Raw genomic sequence first — 22421 nt, 5'->3', positions numbered from 1 at the left:
GGGGGCCGTCCGGGGTGGTAAAACCGCAGCTAGAGGGGCAAGAACGAATTGGTGGGGCGCGGTGGGGCAGCAACCCAGCAGCTGAGTCGGCCATGCGCACAAAAAAGGGGTAGCCCGGTGTGGGCTACCCCTGGGGTCGGTGTGGTGCTACTCGTCGAAACGACGGCGGAACCGATCCTCCATACGACTGGTGAACGAACCGCCGGAGCCTTTGGCGCGTTTCTGGCGCTGCTGCCCGACCTGATCGGTGGCCGAACGGTCACGACCGCCCGCCACACGCGGGCCCGTGATCGCGAAGACCACGCCGCCGAACATGACGATGAAACCGATCACGGACAGAATCGCGAAGTCGCCGATCCGAGTGGCGGGGATCGCGATACCCGCCACCAGCATCGCCAGTCCGGCCACGAAAAGCGCTGCACCCTGCAGCCGACGGCGGGTGGACGGCGCGCGCAGCGTCCCACCGCGAACGCTCGAAGCGAACTTCGGGTCCTCGGCATACAGCGCGCTCTCGATCTGATCGAGCATGCGCTGCTCATGATCGGAGAGTGGCATACGTCCCTCCCTCGGGGCCCAGGAGCCGATGCGACCGGTCTCAATCGTTCAAACTGATGTCCGCCCGCATTTACGGACGCCTAACAGTCATGATACGAGGTCAGTCTGAGCCGTACCACCTTGTTCGACGGTCGATTGTATGACGTGCACCGCCGCCGGTGAGCAACAGCTCGCTCGGTTCGATAATGGGGGCACGTGACCGCACGAGGTTGATCTGAGGACAGGAGCAATTTGGCGACGTTTCTGATCGATCTGTCGCCGAGCGATATGCAACGGCGGCTCGGTGACGCGCTCGCCGTCTACGTCGACGCCATGCGCTATCCGCGTGGCACCGAAGACCAACGCGCATCGATGTGGCTCGAGCACACGCATCGGGGTGGGTGGAAGGCGGTCGCCGCCGTCGAGGCGCCCGACCTGGACGGACCCGACGCGACTCCGCCTTCAGCCCCGGAACTGGCGTCGGCGTCGCTGCTCGGCATCGCATACGGCTACTGCGGCGCGCCGGACCAATGGTGGCAGCAGCAAGTGGTCGCCGGCCTGCACCGGGTAGGCGCCGACCCGGCCCGCATCGCCGAGCTGATGACGAGCTACTTCGAGCTGACCGAATTGCATATCCATCCCCGCGCGCAGGGCCACGGACTCGGTGAGGCGCTCGCCCGCCGGTTGCTCGCCGACCGTGCCGAATCGCAGGTACTGCTGTCGACGCCCGAGATCAACGGCGAAGCGAACCGGGCCTGGCGGCTCTACCGTCGCCTCGGCTTCGCCGACATCATCCGGGGCTACCACTTCGCCGGCGATCCGCGCGCGTTTGCCATCCTGGGGCGGGCTTTACCTCTCTGATACCTCTCTGATGCATCGCCGAACTGCTCCGGTCTGGCACGATGACCACGTGCGCGCCCAGCATTCTCGGAAACGTCGGCTGCTCGCCGTGATGTTGCTGATCCTGATCGCCCTTCCGGCACTCGTCGGATGTGTTCGGATCAGGGCGTCGATGACGGTGTCGCCCGACGACAGGGTATCGGGACAGATCGTTGCCGCGGCCAAACCGCGCAACGACGACGACAAGGGCCCTCAACTCCTCAACAATCTGACATTCGCCAACAAGGTGGCGGTCTCCGAGTACAGCCGCGACGACTACGTCGGATCTCAAGCGGTGTTCTCGGACCTCACCTTCGCCGAACTCCCCCAGCTGGCCAACATGAACCGCGACGCCGCCGGCGTGGACATCGCGCTACGACGCGCCGGCGACCTGGTGATTCTCGAGGGCCGCGTCGACCTCACCTCACTGAGCGACTCCGAGGCCGACGTCTCGCTTTCGGTGTCGTTCCCCGGCGAGGTCACCTCGACCAACGGGACCCAGGTGTCCGCCGAGATCGTCGAGTGGAAACTGCGACCCGGTGTCGTCAGCACGATGAACGCCCAGGCCCGCTATACCGACCCGAGCGCCCGTTCGTTCACCGGCGCGGCGATCTGGCTCGCCGTGGGCTCATTCCTGGTTGCCGGGATCATCGGCGGACTCGCCTACTACAACCGCGACCAATCGCCCCGCGTCGGCGAGCGCCGCACCGAGTCCCCTTGACACCCCGCTCTGACTTGCTAAACCAGCAGGCGCAGGCTCTACTCTGAATGCACTCGGGGCGAATAGTGCACAAGGAAAGGGGCGCCCGCTGAGCGTGTACGCAGCGGCACCGTCAGCCGTCGAGTTGGCCAAAGCCGTGACCGAGCAACTGCGCGCCTATCTCGCCGAGCGTCGCGGCGAGTGTGCCTACATGGGCGCCGATTACGGCGAGCTGACCGCCGCGCTGGAAGAGTTCGTGCTGCGCGGTGGCAAGCGCCTGCGGCCGGCCTTCGCGTACTGGGGCTGGCGCGCGGTGGCCGAAAACCCCGACGACCGCGTTGAGGAGCAGGCTCTGCGCCTGTTCTCCGCACTCGAGTTACTGCACGCCTGTGCCCTCGTCCACGACGACGTCATCGACGCATCGGCGACCCGTCGCGGATTGCCGACCGTGCATCGGCTGTTCTCGGAGAAGCACCGCACCAACGACTGGCACGGGAACTCCGACCAATTCGGCCTGTCGGCGGCGATCCTGCTCGGTGACCTCTCGCTGGTGTGGGCCGACGACATCGTCGCGACGGTCGATCTGCCGATCGAGGCGCACCGTCGCGTGCACCGGATCTGGGGCGCCATTCGCACCGAGGTCCTCGGTGGCCAATACCTCGACATCGTGGCCGAGGCCAGCGGCGCCGAATCGGTGGCATCGGCGATGACGGTGAACATCTACAAGACTGCGTCGTACACGATTTCGCGTCCGCTGCAGCTGGGCGTCGCCGCGGCGGCGGACCGCCCGGACGTGCAGGCCGCCTTCCACGAGCTGGGCACCAACCTCGGTGTCGCGTTTCAGCTGCGCGACGACGTGCTCGGTGTGTTCGGCGACCCCGCGGTGACAGGCAAGCCCTCCGGCGACGATCTGCGTTCTGGTAAGCGCACCGTGCTGCTGGCCGAGGCGCTCGAGCTGGCCGAGAAGCACGATCCGGTCGGGGCCAAAATGCTCCGCACATCCATCGGCACAGAGCTTTCCGACGCGCAGGTCAAAGATCTGTGTCTGCTCATCGAATCGGTCGGCGCACTGGCCGCCGTCGAAGACCGTATCGATGTGCTGACCCACAGAGCGCTCGCGATCCTCAACGTCGCAGCGATCGACAGTCAAGCCAAGACCGGTCTATCGGAGCTCGCCAGATTGGCCGCCAACCGGACCGCCTGACAATGACATCTTCGTCACCGGCGGCGCCGTCGGACACATCAGCCATCGGGCAGGGCATTTCGCGATTCGTCGCGTTCGCGACGTCGCCTGAGGCGAAACCCGCGCGGCTCGGCGCACTTGGCGCCGTGCTGATCGCCGCGGGCGGACTCGGCGCGGGCAGCACGCGGCTGCACGATCCCCTGCTGGAATCGCTGCACCTGTCATGGCTGCGTTTCGGTCACGGTCTGGTGCTGTCGTCGGTGCTGCTGTGGGTCGGCGTGGCCTTGATGCTGTTGGCTTGGCTGCGGTTGGGCCGCAGCGTGATCGACCGCACCGCGACCGAGTACACCATGATCGCGACGACGGCGTTCTGGCTGGCTCCGCTGCTATTGAGCGTCCCGGTGTTCAGCCGCGACACCTATTCGTATCTGGCGCAGGGCGCGCTCCTGCGCGACGGGTTCGACCCGTACGTCGTCGGGCCTATCGAGAACCCGAACTCGTTGCTGGAGAACGTCAGCCCCATCTGGACGACCACAACGGCACCCTACGGACCCGCCTTCATCCTGGTGGCAAAGTTCGTGACCCTGGTGGTCGGCGAGGACGTGGTCGCGGGCACGATGCTGCTGCGGCTGTGCATGTTGCCCGGTTTGGCGCTGTTGATCTGGGCGGCGCCGCGGGTGGCCCGGCACGTCGGCGCCAACGGTGCTGCAGCACTGTGGATATGCGTGTTGAACCCGCTGGTGATCATCCATCTGATGGGTGGTGTGCACAACGAGATGCTGATGGTCGGGCTGATGATGGCCGCGATCGCGCTGACCTTCAGCGGCCACCACTTCTGGGGCGTCAGTCTGATCGCCGTCGCGGTCGCCGTGAAAGCCACTGCGGGCCTTGCTCTTCCGTTCATGGTGTGGGTGTGGGCACGGGACCTGCGGCACCGGCGCGGTTATGGACCCGCCAAGTCGTTCACGGCGGCGACCGTCGCCTCGGCACTCGTCTTCGTCGCGGTGTTCGCGGTATTGTCGCTGGCCGCCGGCGTCGGCCTGGGCTGGCTGACAGCACTCGCGGGTTCGGTGAAGATCATCAACTGGCTGACACTGCCGACCGCAGCGGCCAACCTGATCAACGTCATCGGCAGCATCTTCATGCAGGTGAACTTCTACGCCGTGCTCGACGTCGCCCGGATCATCGGCATCGCCGTCATCGCGATCTCACTTCCATTGCTGTGGTGGAGGTTTCGTCACACCGACCGCGAGGCGCTGGTCGGTATTGCCCTGGTGATGGCCGTCGTGGTCCTGTTCGTGCCCGCGGCGCTGCCCTGGTACTACACCTGGCCGCTGGCGGTCATCTCAGCCCTGACACAGGGTAGGCGGTCGATTGCGATCATCGCGGGCTTGTCCACCTGGATCACGGTGATCTGGAAACCCGACGGAGCGCATGGCATGTACTCGTGGCCGCACGTGCTGCTGGCCACAGCTTGTGCGGCAGGCGCGTGGTACTCGCTCTACAAAACGCCGGCGGTCAGTACGGCACGACCCGCCGAGCCGTCAATAAGCTAGCGCCTGGGCCCGACGCACCACCTCACGGGCCTGGTGCGAGTGCAACGCGTCAACCGGCCGGGCATTGGCCTGCTTGTCGGCCGCCCCGTCCCTGGTGATCGTCAGCGACGAGTCGGGGGTGAACAGCCAGCGCACGATCTCGGTCTCGCGAAAGCCGCCGTCGTGCAGCAGGACAAGTAACCCGTGCAGGCTCTTCACGACGTGACCGGTGTCGTCGAAGAATATCTTCGGCACCACCACCGCGCCGTTGCGGCGTACGCCGATGAGGTGTCCCTCCCTCAGATGCTGCTGCACCTTGGTCACCGGAACACCGAGTAGATCGGCGACAGCGGGCAGGTCGTAGACGGCCTCGCCGGGGTCAAGAACATCGTCGGCGGCCGGAATGCTGCTCACCCCATCGAGTCTAAGTCGAGGGGGGCCGACTCGTAACATGTGTTTCGTGGACACCCACCGGCAGTCGGCGCCGCTCGTCGGGACCGTGCTGGACGGTCGGTACCGCGTCGACAACATGATCGCCACCGGCGGCACGAGCTCGGTGTACCGCGGACTGGACCTTCGTCTCGACCGTCCGGTGGCGCTCAAGGTCATGGAATCCCGCTACGCGGGCGACCAACAGTTCCTCACGCGTTTTCAGCGCGAGGCGCGCGCGGTGGCCCGGCTCAAGGATCCCGGCCTCGTCGCCGTTTACGACCAGGGCATCGAGGGCAGGCATCCGTTCCTGGTGATGGAGCTCGTCGAGGGCGGCACCCTGCGAGAGCTGCTGCGCGAGCGCGGACCGATGCCACCGCATGCCGTCGCCGCGGTGCTCAAACCGGTACTCGGCGGGTTGGCCGTCGCGCACGCGGCCGGTCTGGTGCATCGCGACATCAAGCCCGAGAACGTGTTGATCTCCGACGACGGCGAGGTCAAGATCGCCGACTTCGGGCTGGTTCGCGCGGTCGCCGAAGCCAAGATCACCTCCACCAGCGTCATTCTGGGCACCGCGGCCTACCTGTCACCCGAACAGGTCGGCACCGGTGACGCCGATCCCCGCAGCGATGTGTACTCGGTCGGCATCCTGGCCTACGAGCTGCTCACCGGCGTCACACCATTCACCGGCGACAATGCGCTCACGGTCGCATACCAGCGGATGGACCACGATGTTGCCGCGCCGGGAACGGTGATTGCCGGTGTACCAACACAATTCGACGAACTCGTACTGCACGCCACCGCCCGCGATCCGCAGCGGCGCTACACGGACGCCGGGGACATGGCCGATGATCTCGCCGAGATCGTCGACGACCTCGGCCTGCCCCCCTTCCGCGTGCCTGCGCCGAGCAACTCGGCTCAGCACGCTGCGGCGACCACCGTCGTCACCACCGGCAAACCCCGGCCCGCGCCGCAGCACACCCGTGAGCTCACTCTCGGCAACATTCCACCCCAAGAGCCCGAATATCAGCCAGTGTCAGGACAATTCGCCGGTGTCGACCTCGACGAGTTCTACTGGGCGCGGCAACGCTCCAAGCGCGTGCTGCTGTTCTGGGTGATCGCCGTCATCACGCTGACCGGGCTGGTGGCCGCGGGCTCGTGGACGGTCGGAAGCAATATCGGTGCGCTGCTGTAGTCAGTCGCGCAGCATCTCCGCGACCAGGAAGGCCAGCTCCAGCGACTGCTGAGTGTTCAGTCGCGGGTCGCAGGTCGTCTCGTAACGTCCGGCCAGGTCCGAATCGGAGATGTCCTGAGCGCCGCCGAGGCACTCGGTGACGTTCTCGCCGGTGATCTCGACGTGGATGCCGCCCGGATGCGTGCCCAGCGCGCGGTGCACCTCGAAGAAGCCCTGCACCTCGTCGACGATCCGATCGAAGTGGCGGGTCTTGTAACCCGTCGACGACTCGTGGGTGTTGCCGTGCATCGGATCGCACTGCCAGATCACCTGATGCCCGGTCGCCTGCACCTTCTCGATGATCGGTGGCAGCAGGTCGCGAACCTTGTTGTTGCCGAAGCGCGTGACCAACGTCAACCGGCCGGGCTCGTTGTTCGGGTCGAGCCGCTCCACGTATTCGACGGCGAGCTCCGGGGTCATCGTGGGGCCGAGCTTCACTCCGATCGGGTTGGCGATCACCTCGGCGAACGCGATGTGTGCTCCGTCGAGCTGGCGGGTGCGCTCGCCCACCCACACGTAGTGCGCGGACAGATCGAACAGCGCCTGCTCGCCCTCGCTGGTGTCGGCCAGCCGCAGCATCGCCCGCTCGTAGTCGAGCACCAATGCCTCGTGAGACGCGTAGATCTCGGCGGTCTGCAGGTTGGGATCGTTGACGCCACAAGCGTTCATGAAGCGCAGACCGCGGTCGATCTCGCCGGCCAAGGCCTCGTACCTGGCCCCGGCAGGCGACGTCCGGACGAATTCCCGGTTCCAGTCGTGCACGAGGTCCAGCGACGCGAGCCCGCCCGATGTCAGGGCGCGGGTCAGGTTCATCGCGGCACTGGCATTCGCGTACGCGCGCACCAGCCGCGACGCGTCGTGCTCGCGGACTGCGGCGTCGGGAGCGAAACCGTTGATCATGTCGCCGCGGTAGGACTTCAGCCCCAGGGCGTCGGTGTCCGACGAGCGCGGCTTGGCGTACTGGCCTGCGATTCGGGCGACCTTGATCACCGGCATGCTCGACCCGTAGGTCAGGACGACGGCCATCTGCAGCAGGGTGCGGATGTTGCCCCTGATATGGGGTTCGGTGTTGTCGGCGAACGTCTCGGCGCAGTCGCCGCCCTGCAGCAGAAACGCCTCGCCGCGGGCCACGTCGGCCAGCAGGCTCTTGAGCCGCTCGATCTCAGAGGAAACGGTGATGGGCGGCACGCTCTCCAGGACGGTCCGCATCGCCTTGGCCTGTTCGGCGTCCCAGCTCGGCTGTTGGGCGGCGGGCTTGGCGAGTGCGGTGTCCAGGCGTTGCCGCAGCTCATCAGGCAGCGGCGGCAGCGCAGGCAGCTGGTCGATGGGTACGTCGACGGTCCAGTTCACCCGTCAATGGTAACTGGACCCCGATACCGGTTTTTACCGCTGGACTGGCACTTCGCCGGTGGTCATCAACTGGAAGCGCAACAGGTTGTGACGCGCGTCCACCAGGGCGTCGTGGGCGTCGCGCGGTCGCGGCGGCATCCGGGGCGATCCCCTCTCCTCCCAGAACTGCCGCAACTCCCGGGTGAACCGAGGAATCGCAGGCGGAAGATCGGTCATCGGGCCCCACAACTGACACAGCACGACGTGGTCGTAAGCCCCGACCCACGCCCACAGTTCGATCGGCTCGTCACCGTCGACGCCGAAGAAATCTTCCAGCTCCGCGCGGATCTGCCGACGCGAGCGCCATAGCTGCGACGACGGCGAAGGGAGTTTGGGCAGCACGTTCCTACGCACCCAGCTGCCCGCCCGTTCCGGGTTGAACTCCGTTGAAATACCGTAATATTCGCGACCATCCTCGGCTGCGACGCCAATGGAGATCAGCTCGATCGTCCGGCCGTTGTCGATGAACTCGGTGTCATAGAAGTACCTCACGCCCCCGGTACTCCCGTCGCCGCCCGATCCGGCGCCGGGGCGGCGCGGATCTCGCGGTCCAGTTCCTGGTTCACTTCGGCGTCTTCCGGGAAGCGCGGCTCGCCCGCGATCACGTGCTGCAGCCACAGCTTGGCCTGCACGACCGGTCGCCGCAGCCGACGTTCGCGCTCCAGCGCGCGATGCATCTTCCTGGGGCGGTCGCCGTATCGCCAGCGGGCCCACGGCGCGTGTGGGCGGGACAGCCGGATCGCCCCGATGAAGAGCAGCGGGGTGATGAACATCCCCACCAACCCGGTCCAGACCTTGCCCTTGAGCAGCACGACGACCGCGAGCATCAGCGTGAGCGCTGCAAGGGCGATCACGCTGGCCCTCGCCTCGAACGAATGGTCGTTGCGCCAGATCCCGATATCGAAGAAAGACAGCGGGTTGAAACCCAGGACGAGCAGCCCCGCAACGGCGACGGCAGCGAACACCGCGTCGACCGAAGTTCGCCCGTCCTCGGCCCAATACACGTCCTGCAAGTGCAGGATCAGCGCGAACTCATCGAGCACCAGCGCGGCTCCGATTCCGAAAAAGGTTGCCGCGACCGTGAATTCGGGTACACCCCCGTTGACCGCCAAAGTCACCATCGACACACCGGAGATCATGACGAGTATCACACCGATGACCACGTGGTGGATGTGCAGCCCGCTGCCTGCAGAAATGTTGCGCGGCTGCCACCACTTGCGGGGCGCGTTGGAGTCGGCATGGCTGCGGATGTACCGCACGATCGTGCGCGTCACAAAGAACGTGAGAATGAACGCGACCAGGCAGAACACCAGCGGTATTCGGCTATGTGGAATGCCGAAGTCGAGGTCGAACGTCGCGCGCACGGTCGAAAACTTACGCCGACCTGCGCGTGTCACGCCCGGGATACCCTCCGACGCGCCGGTGGCCACCGATAGTCTGGTCGCGAGATGAGTACGCGGCGGTCTCCCGGCAGGCTTGATTGGGGACGAATGCTCGCCTGGCGGCTGGTTCAGCTGCTCACCGTGGCGGCATTGGTCTGGGCCGGCTGGCGGCTACTGGGGCACACCCCGTACCGCATCGACATCGACGTCTACCGGATGGGCGGGCAGGCCTGGCTCGACGGCCGGCCGCTGTATGCCGACGGTGTCATCTTCCACACTCGCGGCGGACTCGACCTGCCCTTCACCTACCCTCCGCTGGCAGCTGTCCTGTTCGCGCCGTTTGCGCTCCTGTCGCTGGACGGCGCGAGCATCGCCATCACGCTGGCCACGCTGGTTCTGCTGATCGTCGCGACGACCATCCTGCTGACTCGACTGGACGTCTGGCCGGATCCGGCGGACGGCAAGAGTCCTGGGGGCACCTCCCACCCGAAGGGTAGGGGGATCACCTCGGAGCCGGCATGGCTGCGCCGGACCTGGCTGGCCGCGGCGATAGTGGCGCCCGCGGTCATCTACTTCGAACCGATCCGGTCGAACTTCGACTTCGGCCAGATCAACGTGGTGTTGATGACGCTGGTGATCGCCGATTGCGTCCCGCGCAAGACACCGTGGCCGCGCGGCATGCTGCTGGGGCTGGCGATCGCCCTCAAACTCACCCCTGCGGTGTTCCTGCTGTACTTCGTCCTGCGTCGGGACACCCGCGCGCTGCTCGTCACCGCGGCGTCTGCCGCGGCCGCCACGCTGGCCGGAGTGGCGTTCGCCTGGCGGGACTCGTTCGAGTACTGGACCGAAACCGTGCGCAACACCGACCGCATCGGCACCGCGACGCTGAACACCAATCAGAACATCGCGGGCGCCCTGGCCCGGCTGGGCCTCGGCGAAGGCATGCGATTCGTGTTGTGGACCGTCGCCTGTTTCGCGGTGCTGGCGCTGACGGTGTGGGCCGTGCGACGCGTCTTGAAGGCCGAGCAATCGGTGCTCGCCCTCATCTGCGTGGCGATGTTCGGGCTGGTGGTCTCGCCGGTCTCCTGGTCGCATCATTGGGTGTGGGTGCTGCCCACCGTGCTGGTCACCGGCATCGTGGCCTACCGCCAGCGGCACGTGGCCCTGGGCGTTGTCGCCGCGGCGGGCGTCGCGCTGATGATCTGGACCCCGATCCCGCTGATGCCCGAACACCAGGAAACCGCGGCGTCGCTATGGCGGCAGCTGGCCGGCGGTTCCTACGTGTGGTGGGCGATCGCGGTGATTGTCGTGTCGGGCACGATGTCGTGGCGCCAGACCCAGGGCTCTGATGCCGCGGTCGACGAGGCGCGTGTCCCCGCGGTCAACTAACCGGCGGCAACTTCGGGCATACGGGCCGACGGCTTCGCCGTGGCATCCGCCTTGCCTTCCTTGACATCGGCGGCGTACAGGTCGACATATTCCTGCCCGGACAGCCGCATGAGCTCGTACATCACCTCATCGATCACCGCGCGTTCGATGAACCTGTTACCCGCCAGACCCTCGAACCGGCTGAAATCCATCGGCTTGCCGAACTTCACCGTCACCCGGCCGAAGCGCCACCCCTTCTTCCCAGGTGGATTGACGACATCGGTTCCTATCATCGCGACCGGAATCACCGGAACGCCCGTTTCCAGCGCCAGTCGCGCCAGACCCGTCTTGCCCTTGTACAGCCGTCCGTCGGGCGAGCGGGTGCCCTCCGGATACATCCCGAGCAGCTTGCCCTCACTGAGGACGCGGGCGGCTGTGCTCAATGCGGCCTGGGCACTGTCAGCGTCGGAACGGTCGATCGGCACCTGGCCCGCGGCGGTGTAGAACCACCGCTGGAACCATCCTTTGAGCCCCGTTCCGGTGAAGTACTCGGCCTTGGCCAGGAAGGTGATCCTGCGGCGGACCACAAGAGGCTTGAAGAAGCTGTCGGCAACCGCTAGGTGGTTACTGGCGAGGATCGCGGGCCCCGAGCGTGGAACATAGTCCAGCCCTTCGACTTTCGGCCGGCCGAGCAGCGACAGCAAAGGACCCATGAAGATGTACTTGAACAGCCAATACCACATGGGCCCCTCCTGATGATCGAACACACCTCGGTGTTCTGCGACAACTGTACCCACGCACCGGGCAAGCGACCACAGGGCAGCCTCGGCGGCGCGAGATGGAACTCAGCTACTCCTCGACCGTTACCGGAATGTGCTGATAGCGCCCGGGTCCCGGGGGTGCGGGCCCGTCACCATCGGGCGGATCCGGCGGCGGCGGGCCGTCCGGAGACGGCGGCGGTGGGCCACCCGGCTGTCCGGATTGCGCAGTGTCTTCGATGAGCGCCCTCACCACGGTGAGCAGCGCGACGCTGTGATCAGCGATGACCGTCAGCAATGGATGCTGTTCGCCCGACGCCAGCGCGGCCAGTGCGCACACCGGGCACCACACCTGCTGACACTTGCCGGGGGTGGCGTCGGGGGCGGCCGCGCGCGCCGCGGCCATGCGCAGCGCGGGGTCAAGCCGATCCAGGATGGTCTGCGCCAGCTGCCGCAGCTCCGGACCGATGTCGGAGTGTTCGCCGGTCACTGAGGCCACACCTCCGGATTCGGTCGGAACCGCACTGTCAGTTCACTGCCTCGCAGCTGCGCGTCGATCACGATGCAACGACGTAGTACCGAAGCGAGTCGAACACGGCGTCGCATCCCGCCGACACCGATGATCAAGTCATCGTCGACCCGCCCGAGCGCGAGGGCAGCTGAGTCGACCTGCGGCAACTCTAGCCGCATTCGGTAGACGGCTTCGAGACCGGCTCCGGATTCCCTGTCCACGATCGGCCGCAGCGGACCAGGGGGCGGTGAACCGTCACGCCGGCGTGCAGCGTCCAGCAGCTCACCGAGTGCTTTCGGCCCGATCGGCTCGCCGGCCAAGTGCGGAACGAGGACGAGCTGCACGTCGCCGATCATGCTGTCCAGTTCATCGAGCACCGACTGCTGCTCGGAGATCCGTTCGGAGTACCAGTCAAACGCGGGATGATCGGGCAGGTTGCGGTACTCGTATGAATCGTCTTGCACCAGAATCTGGTTGACGATCAACTCGTCGATCCGGACGCCCATCAACGCCAGCGAGCCCAGCGTGCGCGCCGCCTCGGCGGCGACCACCCGTTCGGCGGTCATCACCAGATGAGCGCTGAGTACGGACCCGTCGGTGAGCAGCGCGCTCAACCGCTCGGTGCCAGCGCCGATGCGCTCCACGAGTCCCACGACCGCAGCCGTACGAGCGTCGTCGGTGCCGGACAGCCGGCGGTGCCGTGGCCAGGCGCGCTCCAGATAGAGCGCGAACGTCGCGGGGAGCGTGAGCATGCGCAGTGCATCGGCGGTCGACGCGCAGTCGACCACGACGTGATCCCACTGACCAGCAGCCGCCAGCTCGCCGACCTCGTGCAAGCCGAGCACTTCCTGGATACCGGGCAGCGCTGAAAGTTCTTCGGGGGCAACGTTTCCCAAGTCCGACTCGGGAAATCGACCGGCCAGCATGCCCGCGATCTCGCGCCAATGGGCCTCCAGTAGTGCCAGCGTGTCGAGCGCCAGCGCGTCGAGGAGACCGCCCGCGTCGGTGCCGTTGTCGAGGTCGGCGAAGACCCTAGTGGGTTCTCGTCGCCCGGTCGGCGTGATCGGCGCGCCCAGCACGTCTCCGATGGAGTGCGCCTGATCTGTCGACACGAGCAGCACCCGCATGCCCGCGCGGGCGTCGCGCACGGCGGTGGCGGTCGCCAGAGTCGACTTCCCGACACCGCCCTTACCGACGAAGAGACTGATCCGAGCCACCGGCGGGCCCGGATTCACACCGCGACGGGGTGGCGGGAGGTCACTCAGCCTCGGCTCGTTTCTTGAGGTCCTTCAACGCGGTGTCGGTGAGCCGCCGTTCAGCCTTGCGCTTCAACAGCCCGATCATGGGGATGATCAGGTCGACCGACAGCTCATAGGTAACGTCGGTTCCGGACCCCTTGGGCGACAACCGATATGCACCGTTCAACGACTTCAGCAGCGAGCTGGACACCAAGGTCCACTCCACCGAGCCGCGGTCGACCTGCTTCCAGTCGTATGCCAGCACCATCGTGTCCTTGAGCACCGCCGCGTCCAAAACCAGTCGCGCCGTCTTCGGATACCCCTCCGGGCCTGCCTCGAGGACCTCACAGTCCTTGTACTCGTTGACCCACTCCGGATAGGACGCGATGTCGGCGATGACACCCATCACCCTCGACGGGTCGGCATCAATGTAGATGGTCTGCGCCGTCTTGTCCGCCACTGCCTTCTTCTCCGTCTATCTGCCGATGGCCCAGAATGTACCCCGCTCGGAGGTGTTGAACCCAAGTCTCACGCCAGCCGGGATACTCCGACCGGGCGCGTCGCCTCCAGGCGGCGCTTCACCTCGAACGCCATGTCTTTGCCAGCTACCCGGCGCTGATGGTTCATTTTGGCGAGGTTCATCTTCTGTAGCTGCCAGGCCGCCACGCCCGACGGTTCAGCGTGCAGGAAATAATGCAGGATCACCCCGTCCAGGGCGGGTTGCAGCCAGACTTCCATCGTGCCGGTGAGCGCGCCGGCGACCGTCCACCGGTGACCGACCTCACCGCGGTCCTCGACCACGGTCAGCCGCAGGTCAGGCCACCAGCGGCGCCAGTTCGCGGGGTCGCCTACCGCCATTCCCACCTCGGCGGGGTCCGCGGAGACAAACGTCTCGTCGGCGATCTGGATGCTGTGCATGGCCTACAAGCTATACATGCGTGCCCCGGTCGGTGTCGACGGTGGCCGACTACGCTGTTGAGCGGCAAAGCCGCTAGTCGAGAGGCCATGATCGTGCGCGAGTTCAGTGTCCCCGCTTCATTCACCGTGGGTGACCACGACAACGTCGTCAGCTCCGTCTTCAGCCATGAGCGCGACGATCCCGACCACGTGATCTTCCAGCGCCTCGTCGACGGCGTATGGACCGATGTCACGTGCAAGGAGGCCGCCGATCAGATCCGTTCGGCGGCACTGGGGTTGATCGCCGAGGGCGTGGCCCCGGGTGATCGTGTCGCCGTCCTGTCGGCCACCCGCTACGAGTGGGTGATCCTGGACTACGCGATTCTGGCAATCGGCGCGGTGACCGTCCCGATTTACGAGACCTCATCCCCCGACCAGGTGCGCTGGGTATTGGAGGATTCCGGCGCGGTGCTGGCCTTCGTCGAGATCGAAGCGCATGCGCTGATGGTCAAAGCGCTGCTCGACGAGTTGCCCGCGCTGCGCAAGGTGCTCGTCATCGAGTCGACGGCGCCGTCGGCCGTGGACGCACTGGCCGACGCCGGCGCATCGGTGGATCGCAAGCAGCTCGACGAGCGGTTGGCGGGCATCCGCTCCGCCAATCCGGCCACCCTGATCTACACCTCGGGCACCACGGGCCGCCCCAAGGGCTGCCAACTGACCCATTCCAACCTGCTGTACGAGACGCGTGGTGCGGCGGCCTCCTTCCCCAGCCTGCTGCGTAAAGGTGAGCGGCTGTTGGTGTTCCTTCCGTTGGCGCACGTCCTGGCGCGCGCGCTGTCCATGACGGCATTCGCGAACGGGGTCACGATCGGCTACACGAGCGACATCAAGAATCTGGTACCGATGTTCGGGCTGTTCAAGCCGACGGTCATCGTGTCTGTCCCCCGCGTCTTCGAAAAGGTCTACAACACTGCGGAGTTGAACGCTTCGGACTCGGGGAAGGGTGCGATCTTCGCGAGGGCAGTGCAGACCGCGATCGAATGGAGTCAAGCCCAGGACACCGGCGGGCCGGGCCTGCTGCTGCGGGCAAAGCACGCGTTGTTCGATCGGCTCGTGTACGGCAAGCTGCGCGCCGCGACCGGCGGCGACTGCCGGGCGTCCATCTCCGGCGGTGCCCCGCTGGGTGCGCGCCTTGGCCACTTCTATCGCGGCATCGGGCTGACGATCTACGAAGGCTACGGGCTGACCGAGACCAGCGCCGCGATCACCGCTAACCGGATCGGCGAGCTGAAAATCGGCACCGTCGGAAAACTTCTGCCGGGCAACAGTATGGCGGTCGCCAACGACGGCGAGCTGTTGGTCAAGGGCGGCGTGGTGTTCGACGGCTATTGGCGAAACGAGACCGCCACAAGTGAGGCGATCGTCAACGGCTGGTTCCACACCGGCGACCTCGGGCACATCGACGACGATGGGTTCCTGTCCATCGTCGGCCGCAAGAAGGAAATCATCGTGACAGCCGGCGGTAAGAACGTCGCACCGGCAGTGCTCGAGGACCAGTTGCGCGCACACCCGCTGATCAGTCAGGCGATGGCCGTCGGCGACGCGAAGCCCTTCATCGCTGCGCTCATTGCCATCGACCCTGAGGCGTTTGACGTCTGGAAGGCGCATCACGGCAAAGACGCGAAGGCCTCGGTGGAGGACTTGACCGACGATCCCGATCTCGTCGCGGAGATCGACCTCGCCGTCAAGAACGCCAACCAGGCGGTGTCGAAGGCCGAGGCGATCCGTAGGTTCCGAATCTTGCCCGTCGACTTCACGGTCCTCACCGGCGAGTTGACACCGACGCTTAAGGTCAAGCGCAAGGTGGTGGCCGAGAAGTTCGCCACCGATATCGAGGGTTTGTACGCGAAGGACTAGAGCAGGCCGGACAACTTGGCGGCCTGGTCCTTCCACTGCCAGTTGTCGACGGCCCAGCGCCGACCGGCCGCCCCCATCCGGGCCGCCCGGTCGGGATCGGCGAGCAGATCGCTGACCGTCGCCGCGATCGCGCCGACGTCCCAGCCGTCGACCACCATGCCCGTCTCACCGTCGAGCACGGTCTCCGGCGCACCGCCTGACCTGCCGGCCACCACGGGCACTCCGCACGCCGACGCCTCCAGATAGACGATGCCCAGACCTTCGACGTCCAAGCCGGCTCCCCTGGTCCGGCACGGCATCGCGAACACGTCGGCCATCGCATGATGGGCTGGTAGTTCCTCGCCAGGCACGCCTTCGGTGAACACCACATGTTCGGACACTCCGAAGTCGTGCGCGAGGCGCCGCAGGGATTTTCCGTAGGGGCCGCCGCCGACGATCACCAGAGCGGCACCATGCACACGTTGCCGGATCGCGGGCAGCGCCCGGATCAACATGTCCTGACCCTTGCGCGGCACCAGTCGCGATAGGCAGACCACGACGGGGCGACCGCCCAGCCCGTAGCGGGCCCGCATCTGCGCGCGTGCGATCTCATCCGGCACGAACCGCTCGGTGTCCACACCCGGCGGCAGATGCTCGAGTGCCGCATGCGGACCGAACGCCGATGCGAACCGCCGCCTGGTGTAGCGGCTGACGTACGTCACCGCGTCGGTCCCGGATCCGATGCGCCGCAACGCCGTTCGGGCCAGCGGGAGCATCGACCATCCCACCTCGTGACCATGGGTGCTCGCGATCACCCGGGCGGCGCCCGCGTCACGAGCCAGTGGCGCCATCAGCGCCAGCGGTGCCGCCGCGCCGAACCACACGGTGTCGGCGTTGTGGAGCTCGATGAGTCGCCGCATTCGGCCCGCGACCGACGGTTCGGGCAGCATCAGCGTGGTCGGATGCCGCACCACCTCGTAGTCGGCGGCCCGGTCGAACTCATCGGAGCCCTTCCACTTCGGTGCGTACACCGTCAAACTGTGGGCACCCGCGTCTACCAGGTGGCCCACGAATTCCTGCAGGTACGACTGAATGCCGCCACGTCTGGGTGGAAAATCATTGGTGACCAGCAGGACCCGGCTCATAGCCCGTCACGTTATTCCCCCTACCCTCCGGGTGGGCGGTGCCCCCAGGTCAGCCACTGCCGCCATGCGGCCAGCACTGCAGCGAGGTCGGTTCCGAGGGCGTCTTGCACCGCAGTGGCGACGTCGGGGTGGCCGTGTCCGCAGGCCCGCACGTAGAGGTCCTTCAGTGCTGCGGTGCCGTAGGTGTCAGCCACGAACCGGCTGAACCACCAGGCACGGTCGTAGGCCAGCGAGCGGTCGGGTCCGCTGAGCTCCGCGTCGGTCGGCAGTCCTGCCCCTGCCACGGCGGCGGCGTCCTCGGGCAGCGGCGTGGGTGGGCGGGCGACGAAGTCGGCCACGCCCTCGGTGAGCCACTGCGGTGCATCGGCTGCGGTCGCGTCGCGTGCCGCGTAGTGGAACAGTTCGTGGCGCAAAACGATTCGCAGCGATTCATCGCTCATCTGCGCGGCGCCGGGTGCGAACATGATTCGTTCGCCGGTGGTGGTGGCCGCGGTGTGGGAGTCACCCCCGCCGACGGCGGCGAACTGTTCTTCGGTGCCCGCCGCCACGAGGACGATCTCGCGCGGCCAGTCAGGTCCCCAGAATGCGGTGACGGCGTCCGCCGCGTCGTCGAGCTGCGCGGAGATGCGACGCAACAGCGGAGCGGTGCGCTCGCCGAGGCCGATCAGGCGCACGGTGCGGCCATCTTGCAGAGTCTGCGGGGTCGGCGCCGAGGAGGGCGTGGTGAGTGACCCCGCAGCGGCCATGGGCGGATCGGGCTGAGTTGGTCCGGTGTTGCCGAGCAACAGCAGTCCGCAGACCAGTTCGGCGATCAGGACTGCGGCGAGAGTGGTTCTCGTCTTTGCGTGCGAGAGGCGATCTACCACTCGCCGACGCTGATCCTCGACGGTCAGTAGCGGCGGACGTTGTAGATCGGCGCGTTATCCACCGGGGCGACCCGCACCGGCGTGCCATAGGTCGAGGCGTGGACCATCATTCCGTCGCCGATGTAGATCGCGGTGTGTGACGCGTCGGAGTAGTAGTTGACGACGTCACCCGGCTGCATCTGGTCGACCGAGACCGGCGATCCGCCGTTGGCCAGCGCCTGGCTGGAGTGCGGCAGCGAGATGCCCGCCTGCTGGAAGGCCCACTGCACCAGACCGGAGCAGTCGAACGCGTTGGGGCCGGATCCGCCCCACGAGTACGGCGATCCGATGCGGCTCAGCGCGGCCTGGATGACGGTGGTGCCGTGGCCACCGACCGGCGGCGCCATGTCACCAGGCGGAATGCCGGGGGCCGGAACCGCGCCGGCGGGCGGCGGAGCAATGCCAGGAGGAGCGGCGGCGAGTATCGCGGGGTCGCCCGGGGGCGGCGGCGGGATCGGGGGCACGGGCGGCATGGCGGCCAGGGCCTCGCGCTGGTTCGGCGTCAACGCCTCGTACTGCGACTTGACGACCGCGATCTCGACCTGCAGCTTGCTCTGCTTGGACTGCAGGTCAGCGCGGACGGCGGCGGCCTGCTCGGCGGCGGTCTTCGCCTCGGCGGCCGACTTCGCCGACGCTTCCTCGGCGGCGGCGGCCTGTGCGCTGGCCTCCCGGAAGCTCTTCATCTGCGACGACATTTCGGCGGCCATCACGCGCTGTACCGACATCTGGTCGATGAGACCCTGCGGCGACGAGGCGGTCAGCAGGGCGTTCATGCCGTCGGGGCGGCCACCCATGTACTGCGACGCGGCGATCTTGTTGACTCCGGTCTGGAACGTCATCAGTGCAGACCTGGCGGAATTCAGCGCACCCGCGTCTGCGGCGTGCTTGGCCTCCGCGGCCTGTTGCGCCGCCAGCTTGTCGTTCAGATCCAGTTGCGCGGAGTGCATGGCCTCGGTGGTCTGCTCGGCCTGCCGCGACAGTTCATTGAGCTTCGCCAGCGCGTCATCGGCCGGATCGGCCTGCACACCCGAGGCGAGAATTCCGCCGAACACCATCAGGCCGGCTATCGCACCGATTGCGGGTCGCTTAAGAACACGAGTGAACCATTGCGTGCGGTCGAGCCTCAAGATTGCGTCCTTCAACTGCCGTGACGGGCCGTGTCGAGCTGCGCTTAGGTCTCAGACAGGTTACGAAACGGCATCGCCCTTGTCCAACAGAAGACGCAAATTTAACAGGCGACGCCACATCTGCCACAACCGGCCCACCTGTAGCGTGTTGTCACGCAACGCCAGAGTTATTGCGGCCGTGGATCGGAATGAGTCGAAGACGTGGCGCCAACCCCACGTCAGCGAGTACCTCGAGCGCCCGGCGTTCGTCGTCGAGCAAAGTTTCGGGGGCGCCTAGCAGCACACTGACCACGCAGTCCTGACAACCGGGGCCCCGCACTGCGCAGTCATCGCAGTCGATGGTGACAGTGCCCGTGTCGGGCACCTCGTCGTTATCAAACATTCCGCAGTCCTCCTGCTCGGTGTTGCCCGCACGGTATCCGCGGGCACCGACAACCATCGTCGGACGGCGTGGCAACGCCCAGCCTGGCGGCATTTGTCGGTCCGGTTCCCTACCGTCAGCGCATGGGCCAGCTCAGCTTCGCTGACGTCGACCCGCTTACTGATGTGTCGTTGCACGAAACCACGTTCGTCGTCGTCGACCTCGAGACCACGGGCGGGCGCGCCAGCGGCGAGAACCACGACGCCATCACCGAGATCGGTGCAGTCAAGGTGCGCGGCGGCGTGGTGCTGGGCGAGCTCGCCACCCTGGTCGACCCGGGCCGCAGCATCCCACCCCAGATCGTGTCGCTGACCGGCATCACCACGGCCATGGTGCGCGATGCCCCGACGATCGATTCGGTGCTCCCCTCGTTTCTCGAATTCGCGCGCGGAGCGGTACTGGTCGCCCACAACGCCGGCTTCGACGTCGGGTTCCTGCGCGCGGCCGCCGAGCGCGCCGAGATCGCCTGGCCCCGGCCGCCGGTGTTGTGCACGGTGCGCCTGGCGCGCCGCGTGCTCACCCGCGACGAGGCACCCAGCGTGCGGCTGTCGGCGCTGGCCCGGCTGTTCAGGGCTTCCACCACCCCGACGCACCGCGCCCTCGACGACGCCCGCGCCACCGTCGATGTGCTGCACGGGCTCATCGAGCGCGTGGGCAACCAAGGCGTACACACCTATACCGAGCTGCGGTCGTACCTGCCCGACGTGTCGCCCGCGCAGCGCCGCAACCGCCATCTCGCCTCAGCACTGCCCCGGCGGCCCGGCGTCTACCTGTTCCGCGGGCCCGCGTCGGAAGTCTTGTACGTGGGCACGGCCGTCGATCTGCGCCGTCGGGTCGGCCAGTACTTCAACGGCGCGGACCCGCGCACGCGCATGAAGGAGATGGCTTCGCTGGCAACGGCGGTCGACCATGTCGAGTGCGCGCACGATCTGGAGGCCGGCGTCCGAGAACTGCGGCTGCTCGCCGCGCACTCACCGCCCTACAACCGCCGCTCGAAGTTCCCGCACCGATGGTGGTGGGTGGTCCTGACCGACGAGGCGTTCCCACGTTTTTCTGTCGTGCGTTCGCCAAAGCACGCGTCCGCCGTCGGCCCGTTTCGCGCCCGCGCCGACGCGGTACAGACCGCCGCATTGCTGGCCCGCTTCACCGGCGTGCGCACCTGCTCGGCACGGCTGGGCCGCTCCGCGCTGCACGGTCCGAAATGCCCCGAACACGAAGTCTCACCGTGCCCCGCTCCGCGCGACGTCAACGCCGCCGACTACGCCGACGCGCCGACGCGGGCCCGCGACCTGATCGACGGCGCCGACAGCAGCGCGCTGGCCGACGTGCTGTCGCACATCACCGAGCTCGCGGGCCGCGCGCGCTACGAAACCGCTGCGCGGCTGAGAGATCACGCCGCCACCGCCATCGACGTGCTCTGGCGTGGCCAGCGGCTACGCGCACTCGCCGACGTCAGCGAGATCGTCGCGGCGCGTCCGGACGGCGCCGGCGGCTGGCGTCTCGCCGTGATCCGCCACGGGCAGCTGGCGTCGGCGGGTAATGCACCGCGCGGCGTTCCGCCCATGCCGGTTGTGGACGCGATATGCGCTGGCGCACAAGCGATTCTGCCGAGTCAAGCGCCACTCGGCGGTGCACTCGTCGAGGAGACCGCACTCATCGCACGCTGGCTCTCCCAGCCGGGTGTCCGGATCGTGCGCGCGGAAACCGGTTACGCCTCACCGGCGGGCTCGGCGGGTCGATTCGCGGGCTGGGCCGCGGCGGCACGGTCGGCGCGCGTCGCGGCTGAACAACTGACCGAAATCCGTTCCGAATCAGAGCTTCTGACCGAACCCCACCCAACGCGCGAGCAACTTTTCGGCAGCACCCGAGTCGATGGTCTCGGCAGCCCTCGCCAGGCCCGACTCCCACGCGGGCACCCACTGGGCGTCGCTGGCTAACCCGGCATGGGCCACCATCGCGCCAGCCGCGTTGAGCACCACAGCATCACGCACCGCGCCCTTGGCGCCGCCGAGCACCGCCCGCACCGACTCGGCGTTCGCCTCCGCGTCACCGCCGACAAGCTCGGACAGTTGCGCGCGGGCGAACCCGAACGCCATCGGATCGAACGTCAGCCGCTCGACGGTGCCGGCCTGAACGCGCCAGATGGTGCTCGTCGTGGTGGTGGTCAGCTCGTCAAGACCGTCGTCGCCGTGCACCACCAGCACGCTGGAGCGGCGGGCGGCGAACACGCCGGCCATCACCTCGGCCAGGTCCGCCCACGCGCAGCCGATCAGCCCGGCCCGCGGCGAGGCCGGATTCGTCAGCGGCCCAAGCAGATTGAAAACGGTGGGCACACCGATCTCGCGCCGCACAACTCCGGCATGCCGGTAGGACGGATGGAATTGCGGCGCGAAACAGAATCCGATACCGACCTCGGCGACGCTGCGCGCGACATCTTCGGGACCCAGGTCGATCCGCACCCCTAGCGCCTCGAGAGTGTCGGCACCACCTGAGAGTGACGACGCGGCCCGGTTGCCGTGCTTGACCACCGGCACACCGGCGGCGGCCACGACGATCGCGGCCATCGTCGACAGGTTCACCGTGTTGGAACCGTCGCCACCGGTCCCGACCACGTCGACGGTCTCGTTGCCGATCGTCTCCGTCGGAACCCGGCGCGCATGTTTGAGCATGATGTCGGCCATCTCGGCCACTTCTGCGGGCGTCGGGCGCTTCATTTTCATGGACACGCCGAAGGCGGCGATCTGAGCTGGAGTGGCCGCGCCGGTCATGATCTGATCCATCGCCCAGCCGGCCTGCCCGGTGGCGAGCGCCTGACCTGTGGTTAGGCGGCCGAGGAGTTGGGGCCAGGTGGGGGAATCAGCGGAAGTCACGCGCTGATTATGACCAATTG

Annotated in this window: 22 protein-coding genes and 1 pseudogene; 8 read left to right on the top strand and 15 right to left on the bottom strand. The window is 67.0% G+C overall.

From position 1 onward, the window contains the following. Positions 1-147: 147 nt before the first annotated feature. On the bottom strand, positions 148-555 hold the full coding sequence (locus tag BST47_RS10615; protein ID WP_083125471.1) for an SCO2097 family morphological protein: 408 nt from the start codon (positions 553-555) through the stop codon (positions 148-150). Between the two features lie 231 nt (positions 556-786). On the opposite strand from BST47_RS10615, the gene BST47_RS10610 reads away from it, so the two are divergent. From BST47_RS10610 to BST47_RS10595, 4 genes are all read left to right on the top strand, one after another. After that, on the top strand, positions 787-1395 hold the full coding sequence (locus tag BST47_RS10610) for a GNAT family N-acetyltransferase (RefSeq protein WP_083125470.1): 609 nt from the start codon (positions 787-789) through the stop codon (positions 1393-1395). A 10-nt stretch (positions 1396-1405) separates the two neighbouring features. Beyond that, positions 1406-2134 (top strand): LppM family (lipo)protein, encoded by a 729-nt coding sequence (locus BST47_RS10605; RefSeq protein WP_083125469.1) that lies wholly within the window; start codon positions 1406-1408, stop codon positions 2132-2134. Between the two features lie 94 nt (positions 2135-2228). Continuing rightward, positions 2229-3317 (top strand): bifunctional (2E,6E)-farnesyl/geranyl diphosphate synthase, encoded by a 1089-nt coding sequence (gene idsA2 / locus BST47_RS10600; RefSeq protein WP_083125468.1) that lies wholly within the window; start codon positions 2229-2231, stop codon positions 3315-3317. Between the two features lie 2 nt (positions 3318-3319). Further along, positions 3320-4852: an alpha-(1->6)-mannopyranosyltransferase A gene (locus BST47_RS10595; protein WP_083125467.1), complete on the top strand. Its 1533-nt coding sequence runs from the start codon at positions 3320-3322 to the stop codon at positions 4850-4852. Here BST47_RS10595 and BST47_RS10590 read toward each other — a convergent pair. Beyond that, positions 4841-5245 (bottom strand): Rv2175c family DNA-binding protein, encoded by a 405-nt coding sequence (locus tag BST47_RS10590; RefSeq protein WP_083125466.1) that lies wholly within the window; start codon positions 5243-5245, stop codon positions 4841-4843. The two genes, BST47_RS10595 and BST47_RS10590, sit on opposite strands and share 12 nt — an antisense overlap. Positions 5246-5282: 37 nt before the next feature. Here BST47_RS10590 and BST47_RS10585 point away from each other — a divergent pair, with 37 nt between their 5' ends. Next, the gene (locus tag BST47_RS10585) at positions 5283-6455 is read left to right on the top strand and encodes a protein kinase domain-containing protein (RefSeq protein WP_083125465.1); all 1173 of its coding nucleotides are present in this window, start codon (positions 5283-5285) and stop codon (positions 6453-6455) included. Here the strand turns inward: BST47_RS10585 and BST47_RS10580 are convergent, their stop codons facing one another. Genes BST47_RS10580 through BST47_RS10570 form a run of 3 tightly spaced genes read right to left on the bottom strand, consistent with a single transcriptional unit; the run spans position 6456 to position 9247 of the window. After that, positions 6456-7844, bottom strand: coding sequence for a class II 3-deoxy-7-phosphoheptulonate synthase (locus tag BST47_RS10580; protein ID WP_083125464.1), 1389 nt, complete (start codon positions 7842-7844; stop codon positions 6456-6458). Between the two features lie 33 nt (positions 7845-7877). After that, the gene (locus BST47_RS10575) at positions 7878-8375 is read right to left on the bottom strand and encodes a polyadenylate-specific 3'-exoribonuclease AS (protein ID WP_083125463.1); all 498 of its coding nucleotides are present in this window, start codon (positions 8373-8375) and stop codon (positions 7878-7880) included. Beyond that, positions 8372-9247 carry a hypothetical protein gene (locus BST47_RS10570; protein WP_083125462.1) on the bottom strand — a complete coding sequence of 292 codons (876 nt, stop codon included), beginning with the start codon at positions 9245-9247 and terminating at the stop codon, positions 8372-8374. The genes BST47_RS10575 and BST47_RS10570 overlap by 4 nt, the downstream gene beginning before the upstream one ends. An 84-nt stretch (positions 9248-9331) precedes the next feature. Between BST47_RS10570 and BST47_RS10565 the strand changes: the two genes are divergently transcribed. Beyond that, a complete protein-coding gene (locus tag BST47_RS10565) occupies positions 9332-10654 on the top strand; it encodes a glycosyltransferase 87 family protein (RefSeq protein WP_083125461.1) in 1323 nt (440 codons plus the stop codon). Here the strand turns inward: BST47_RS10565 and BST47_RS10560 are convergent. From BST47_RS10560 to BST47_RS10540, 5 genes are all read right to left on the bottom strand, one after another. Continuing rightward, positions 10651-11376, bottom strand: a complete 726-nt coding sequence (locus tag BST47_RS10560) for a lysophospholipid acyltransferase family protein (RefSeq protein WP_083125460.1) — start codon at positions 11374-11376, stop codon at positions 10651-10653. The two genes, BST47_RS10565 and BST47_RS10560, sit on opposite strands and share 4 nt — an antisense overlap. Positions 11377-11482: 106 nt before the next feature. Further along, positions 11483-11881, bottom strand: a complete 399-nt coding sequence (locus BST47_RS10555) for a hypothetical protein (RefSeq protein ID WP_083125459.1) — start codon at positions 11879-11881, stop codon at positions 11483-11485. Next, complete coding sequence (locus BST47_RS10550) at positions 11878-13137, bottom strand: ArsA family ATPase (protein WP_083125458.1); 1260 nt, start codon at positions 13135-13137, stop codon at positions 11878-11880. Before BST47_RS10550 ends, BST47_RS10555 begins: the two co-directional genes overlap by 4 nt. 22 nt (positions 13138-13159) lie before the next feature. Continuing rightward, positions 13160-13600, bottom strand: a complete 441-nt coding sequence (locus tag BST47_RS10545) for an SRPBCC family protein (protein WP_083125457.1) — start codon at positions 13598-13600, stop codon at positions 13160-13162. A gap of 68 nt (positions 13601-13668) precedes the next feature. Then, positions 13669-14058, bottom strand: coding sequence for a polyketide cyclase / dehydrase and lipid transport (locus BST47_RS10540; RefSeq protein WP_083125456.1), 390 nt, complete (start codon positions 14056-14058; stop codon positions 13669-13671). 93 nt (positions 14059-14151) lie between these two features. Between BST47_RS10540 and BST47_RS10535 the strand changes: the two genes are divergently transcribed. Then, positions 14152-15954 carry an AMP-dependent synthetase/ligase gene (locus BST47_RS10535; RefSeq protein WP_083125545.1) on the top strand — a complete coding sequence of 601 codons (1803 nt, stop codon included), beginning with the start codon at positions 14152-14154 and terminating at the stop codon, positions 15952-15954. On the opposite strand, the gene BST47_RS10530 is transcribed toward BST47_RS10535, so the two are convergent. The 4 genes from BST47_RS10530 to BST47_RS10515 all read right to left on the bottom strand — a co-directional run bounded on the left by BST47_RS10530 (position 15951) and on the right by BST47_RS10515 (position 19492). Further along, a complete protein-coding gene (locus BST47_RS10530) occupies positions 15951-17078 on the bottom strand; it encodes a glycosyltransferase family 4 protein (RefSeq protein WP_083125455.1) in 1128 nt (375 codons plus the stop codon). The genes BST47_RS10535 and BST47_RS10530 overlap by 4 nt on opposite strands. A gap of 20 nt (positions 17079-17098) precedes the next feature. Next, complete coding sequence (locus BST47_RS10525) at positions 17099-17944, bottom strand: eCIS core domain-containing protein (protein ID WP_083125454.1); 846 nt, start codon at positions 17942-17944, stop codon at positions 17099-17101. A 23-nt stretch (positions 17945-17967) separates the two neighbouring features. Next, a complete protein-coding gene (gene ripC / locus BST47_RS10520) occupies positions 17968-19110 on the bottom strand; it encodes a peptidoglycan hydrolase RipC (RefSeq protein WP_083125544.1) in 1143 nt (380 codons plus the stop codon). A gap of 151 nt (positions 19111-19261) precedes the next feature. Continuing rightward, positions 19262-19492 (bottom strand): hypothetical protein, encoded by a 231-nt coding sequence (locus tag BST47_RS10515; RefSeq protein WP_083125543.1) that lies wholly within the window; start codon positions 19490-19492, stop codon positions 19262-19264. 122 nt (positions 19493-19614) lie between these two features. Here BST47_RS10515 and BST47_RS10510 point away from each other — a divergent pair. Then, a pseudogene (locus BST47_RS10510) lies at positions 19615-21405 on the top strand (DEDD exonuclease domain-containing protein); the annotation flags it as partial. Here BST47_RS10510 and trpD read toward each other — a convergent pair. Beyond that, complete coding sequence (gene trpD, locus BST47_RS10505) at positions 21343-22419, bottom strand: anthranilate phosphoribosyltransferase (protein ID WP_234809656.1); 1077 nt, start codon at positions 22417-22419, stop codon at positions 21343-21345. The pseudogene BST47_RS10510 and the gene trpD overlap by 63 nt on opposite strands. Between the last annotated feature and the right edge of the window lie 2 nt (positions 22420-22421).

Source organism: Mycolicibacterium tusciae (assembly GCF_002086795.1).
GTDB lineage: Bacteria > Actinomycetota > Actinomycetes > Mycobacteriales > Mycobacteriaceae > Mycobacterium > Mycobacterium tusciae.
Note: the sequence above shows the minus strand (reverse complement) of the source record. Positions and strands in the feature narration are given on the sequence as shown.

Bases quoted from the DNA above. Each gene is read 5' to 3' on its own strand.
- BST47_RS10615 (WP_083125471.1), bottom strand. From the start codon at position 555: ATGCCACTCTCCGATCATGAGCAGCGCATGCTCGATCAGATCGAGAGC.
- BST47_RS10605 (WP_083125469.1), top strand. From the start codon at position 1,406: ATGCATCGCCGAACTGCTCCGGTCTGGCACGATGACCACGTGCGCGCC.
- BST47_RS10595 (WP_083125467.1), top strand. From the start codon at position 3,320: ATGACATCTTCGTCACCGGCGGCGCCGTCGGACACATCAGCCATCGGG.
- BST47_RS10585 (WP_083125465.1), top strand. From the start codon at position 5,283: ATGTGTTTCGTGGACACCCACCGGCAGTCGGCGCCGCTCGTCGGGACC.
- BST47_RS10565 (WP_083125461.1), top strand. From the start codon at position 9,332: ATGAGTACGCGGCGGTCTCCCGGCAGGCTTGATTGGGGACGAATGCTC.
- BST47_RS10560 (WP_083125460.1), bottom strand. From the start codon at position 11,376: ATGTGGTATTGGCTGTTCAAGTACATCTTCATGGGTCCTTTGCTGTCG.
- BST47_RS10540 (WP_083125456.1), bottom strand. From the start codon at position 14,058: ATGCACAGCATCCAGATCGCCGACGAGACGTTTGTCTCCGCGGACCCC.
- BST47_RS10530 (WP_083125455.1), bottom strand. From the start codon at position 17,078: ATGAGCCGGGTCCTGCTGGTCACCAATGATTTTCCACCCAGACGTGGC.
- BST47_RS10515 (WP_083125543.1), bottom strand. From the start codon at position 19,492: ATGTTTGATAACGACGAGGTGCCCGACACGGGCACTGTCACCATCGAC.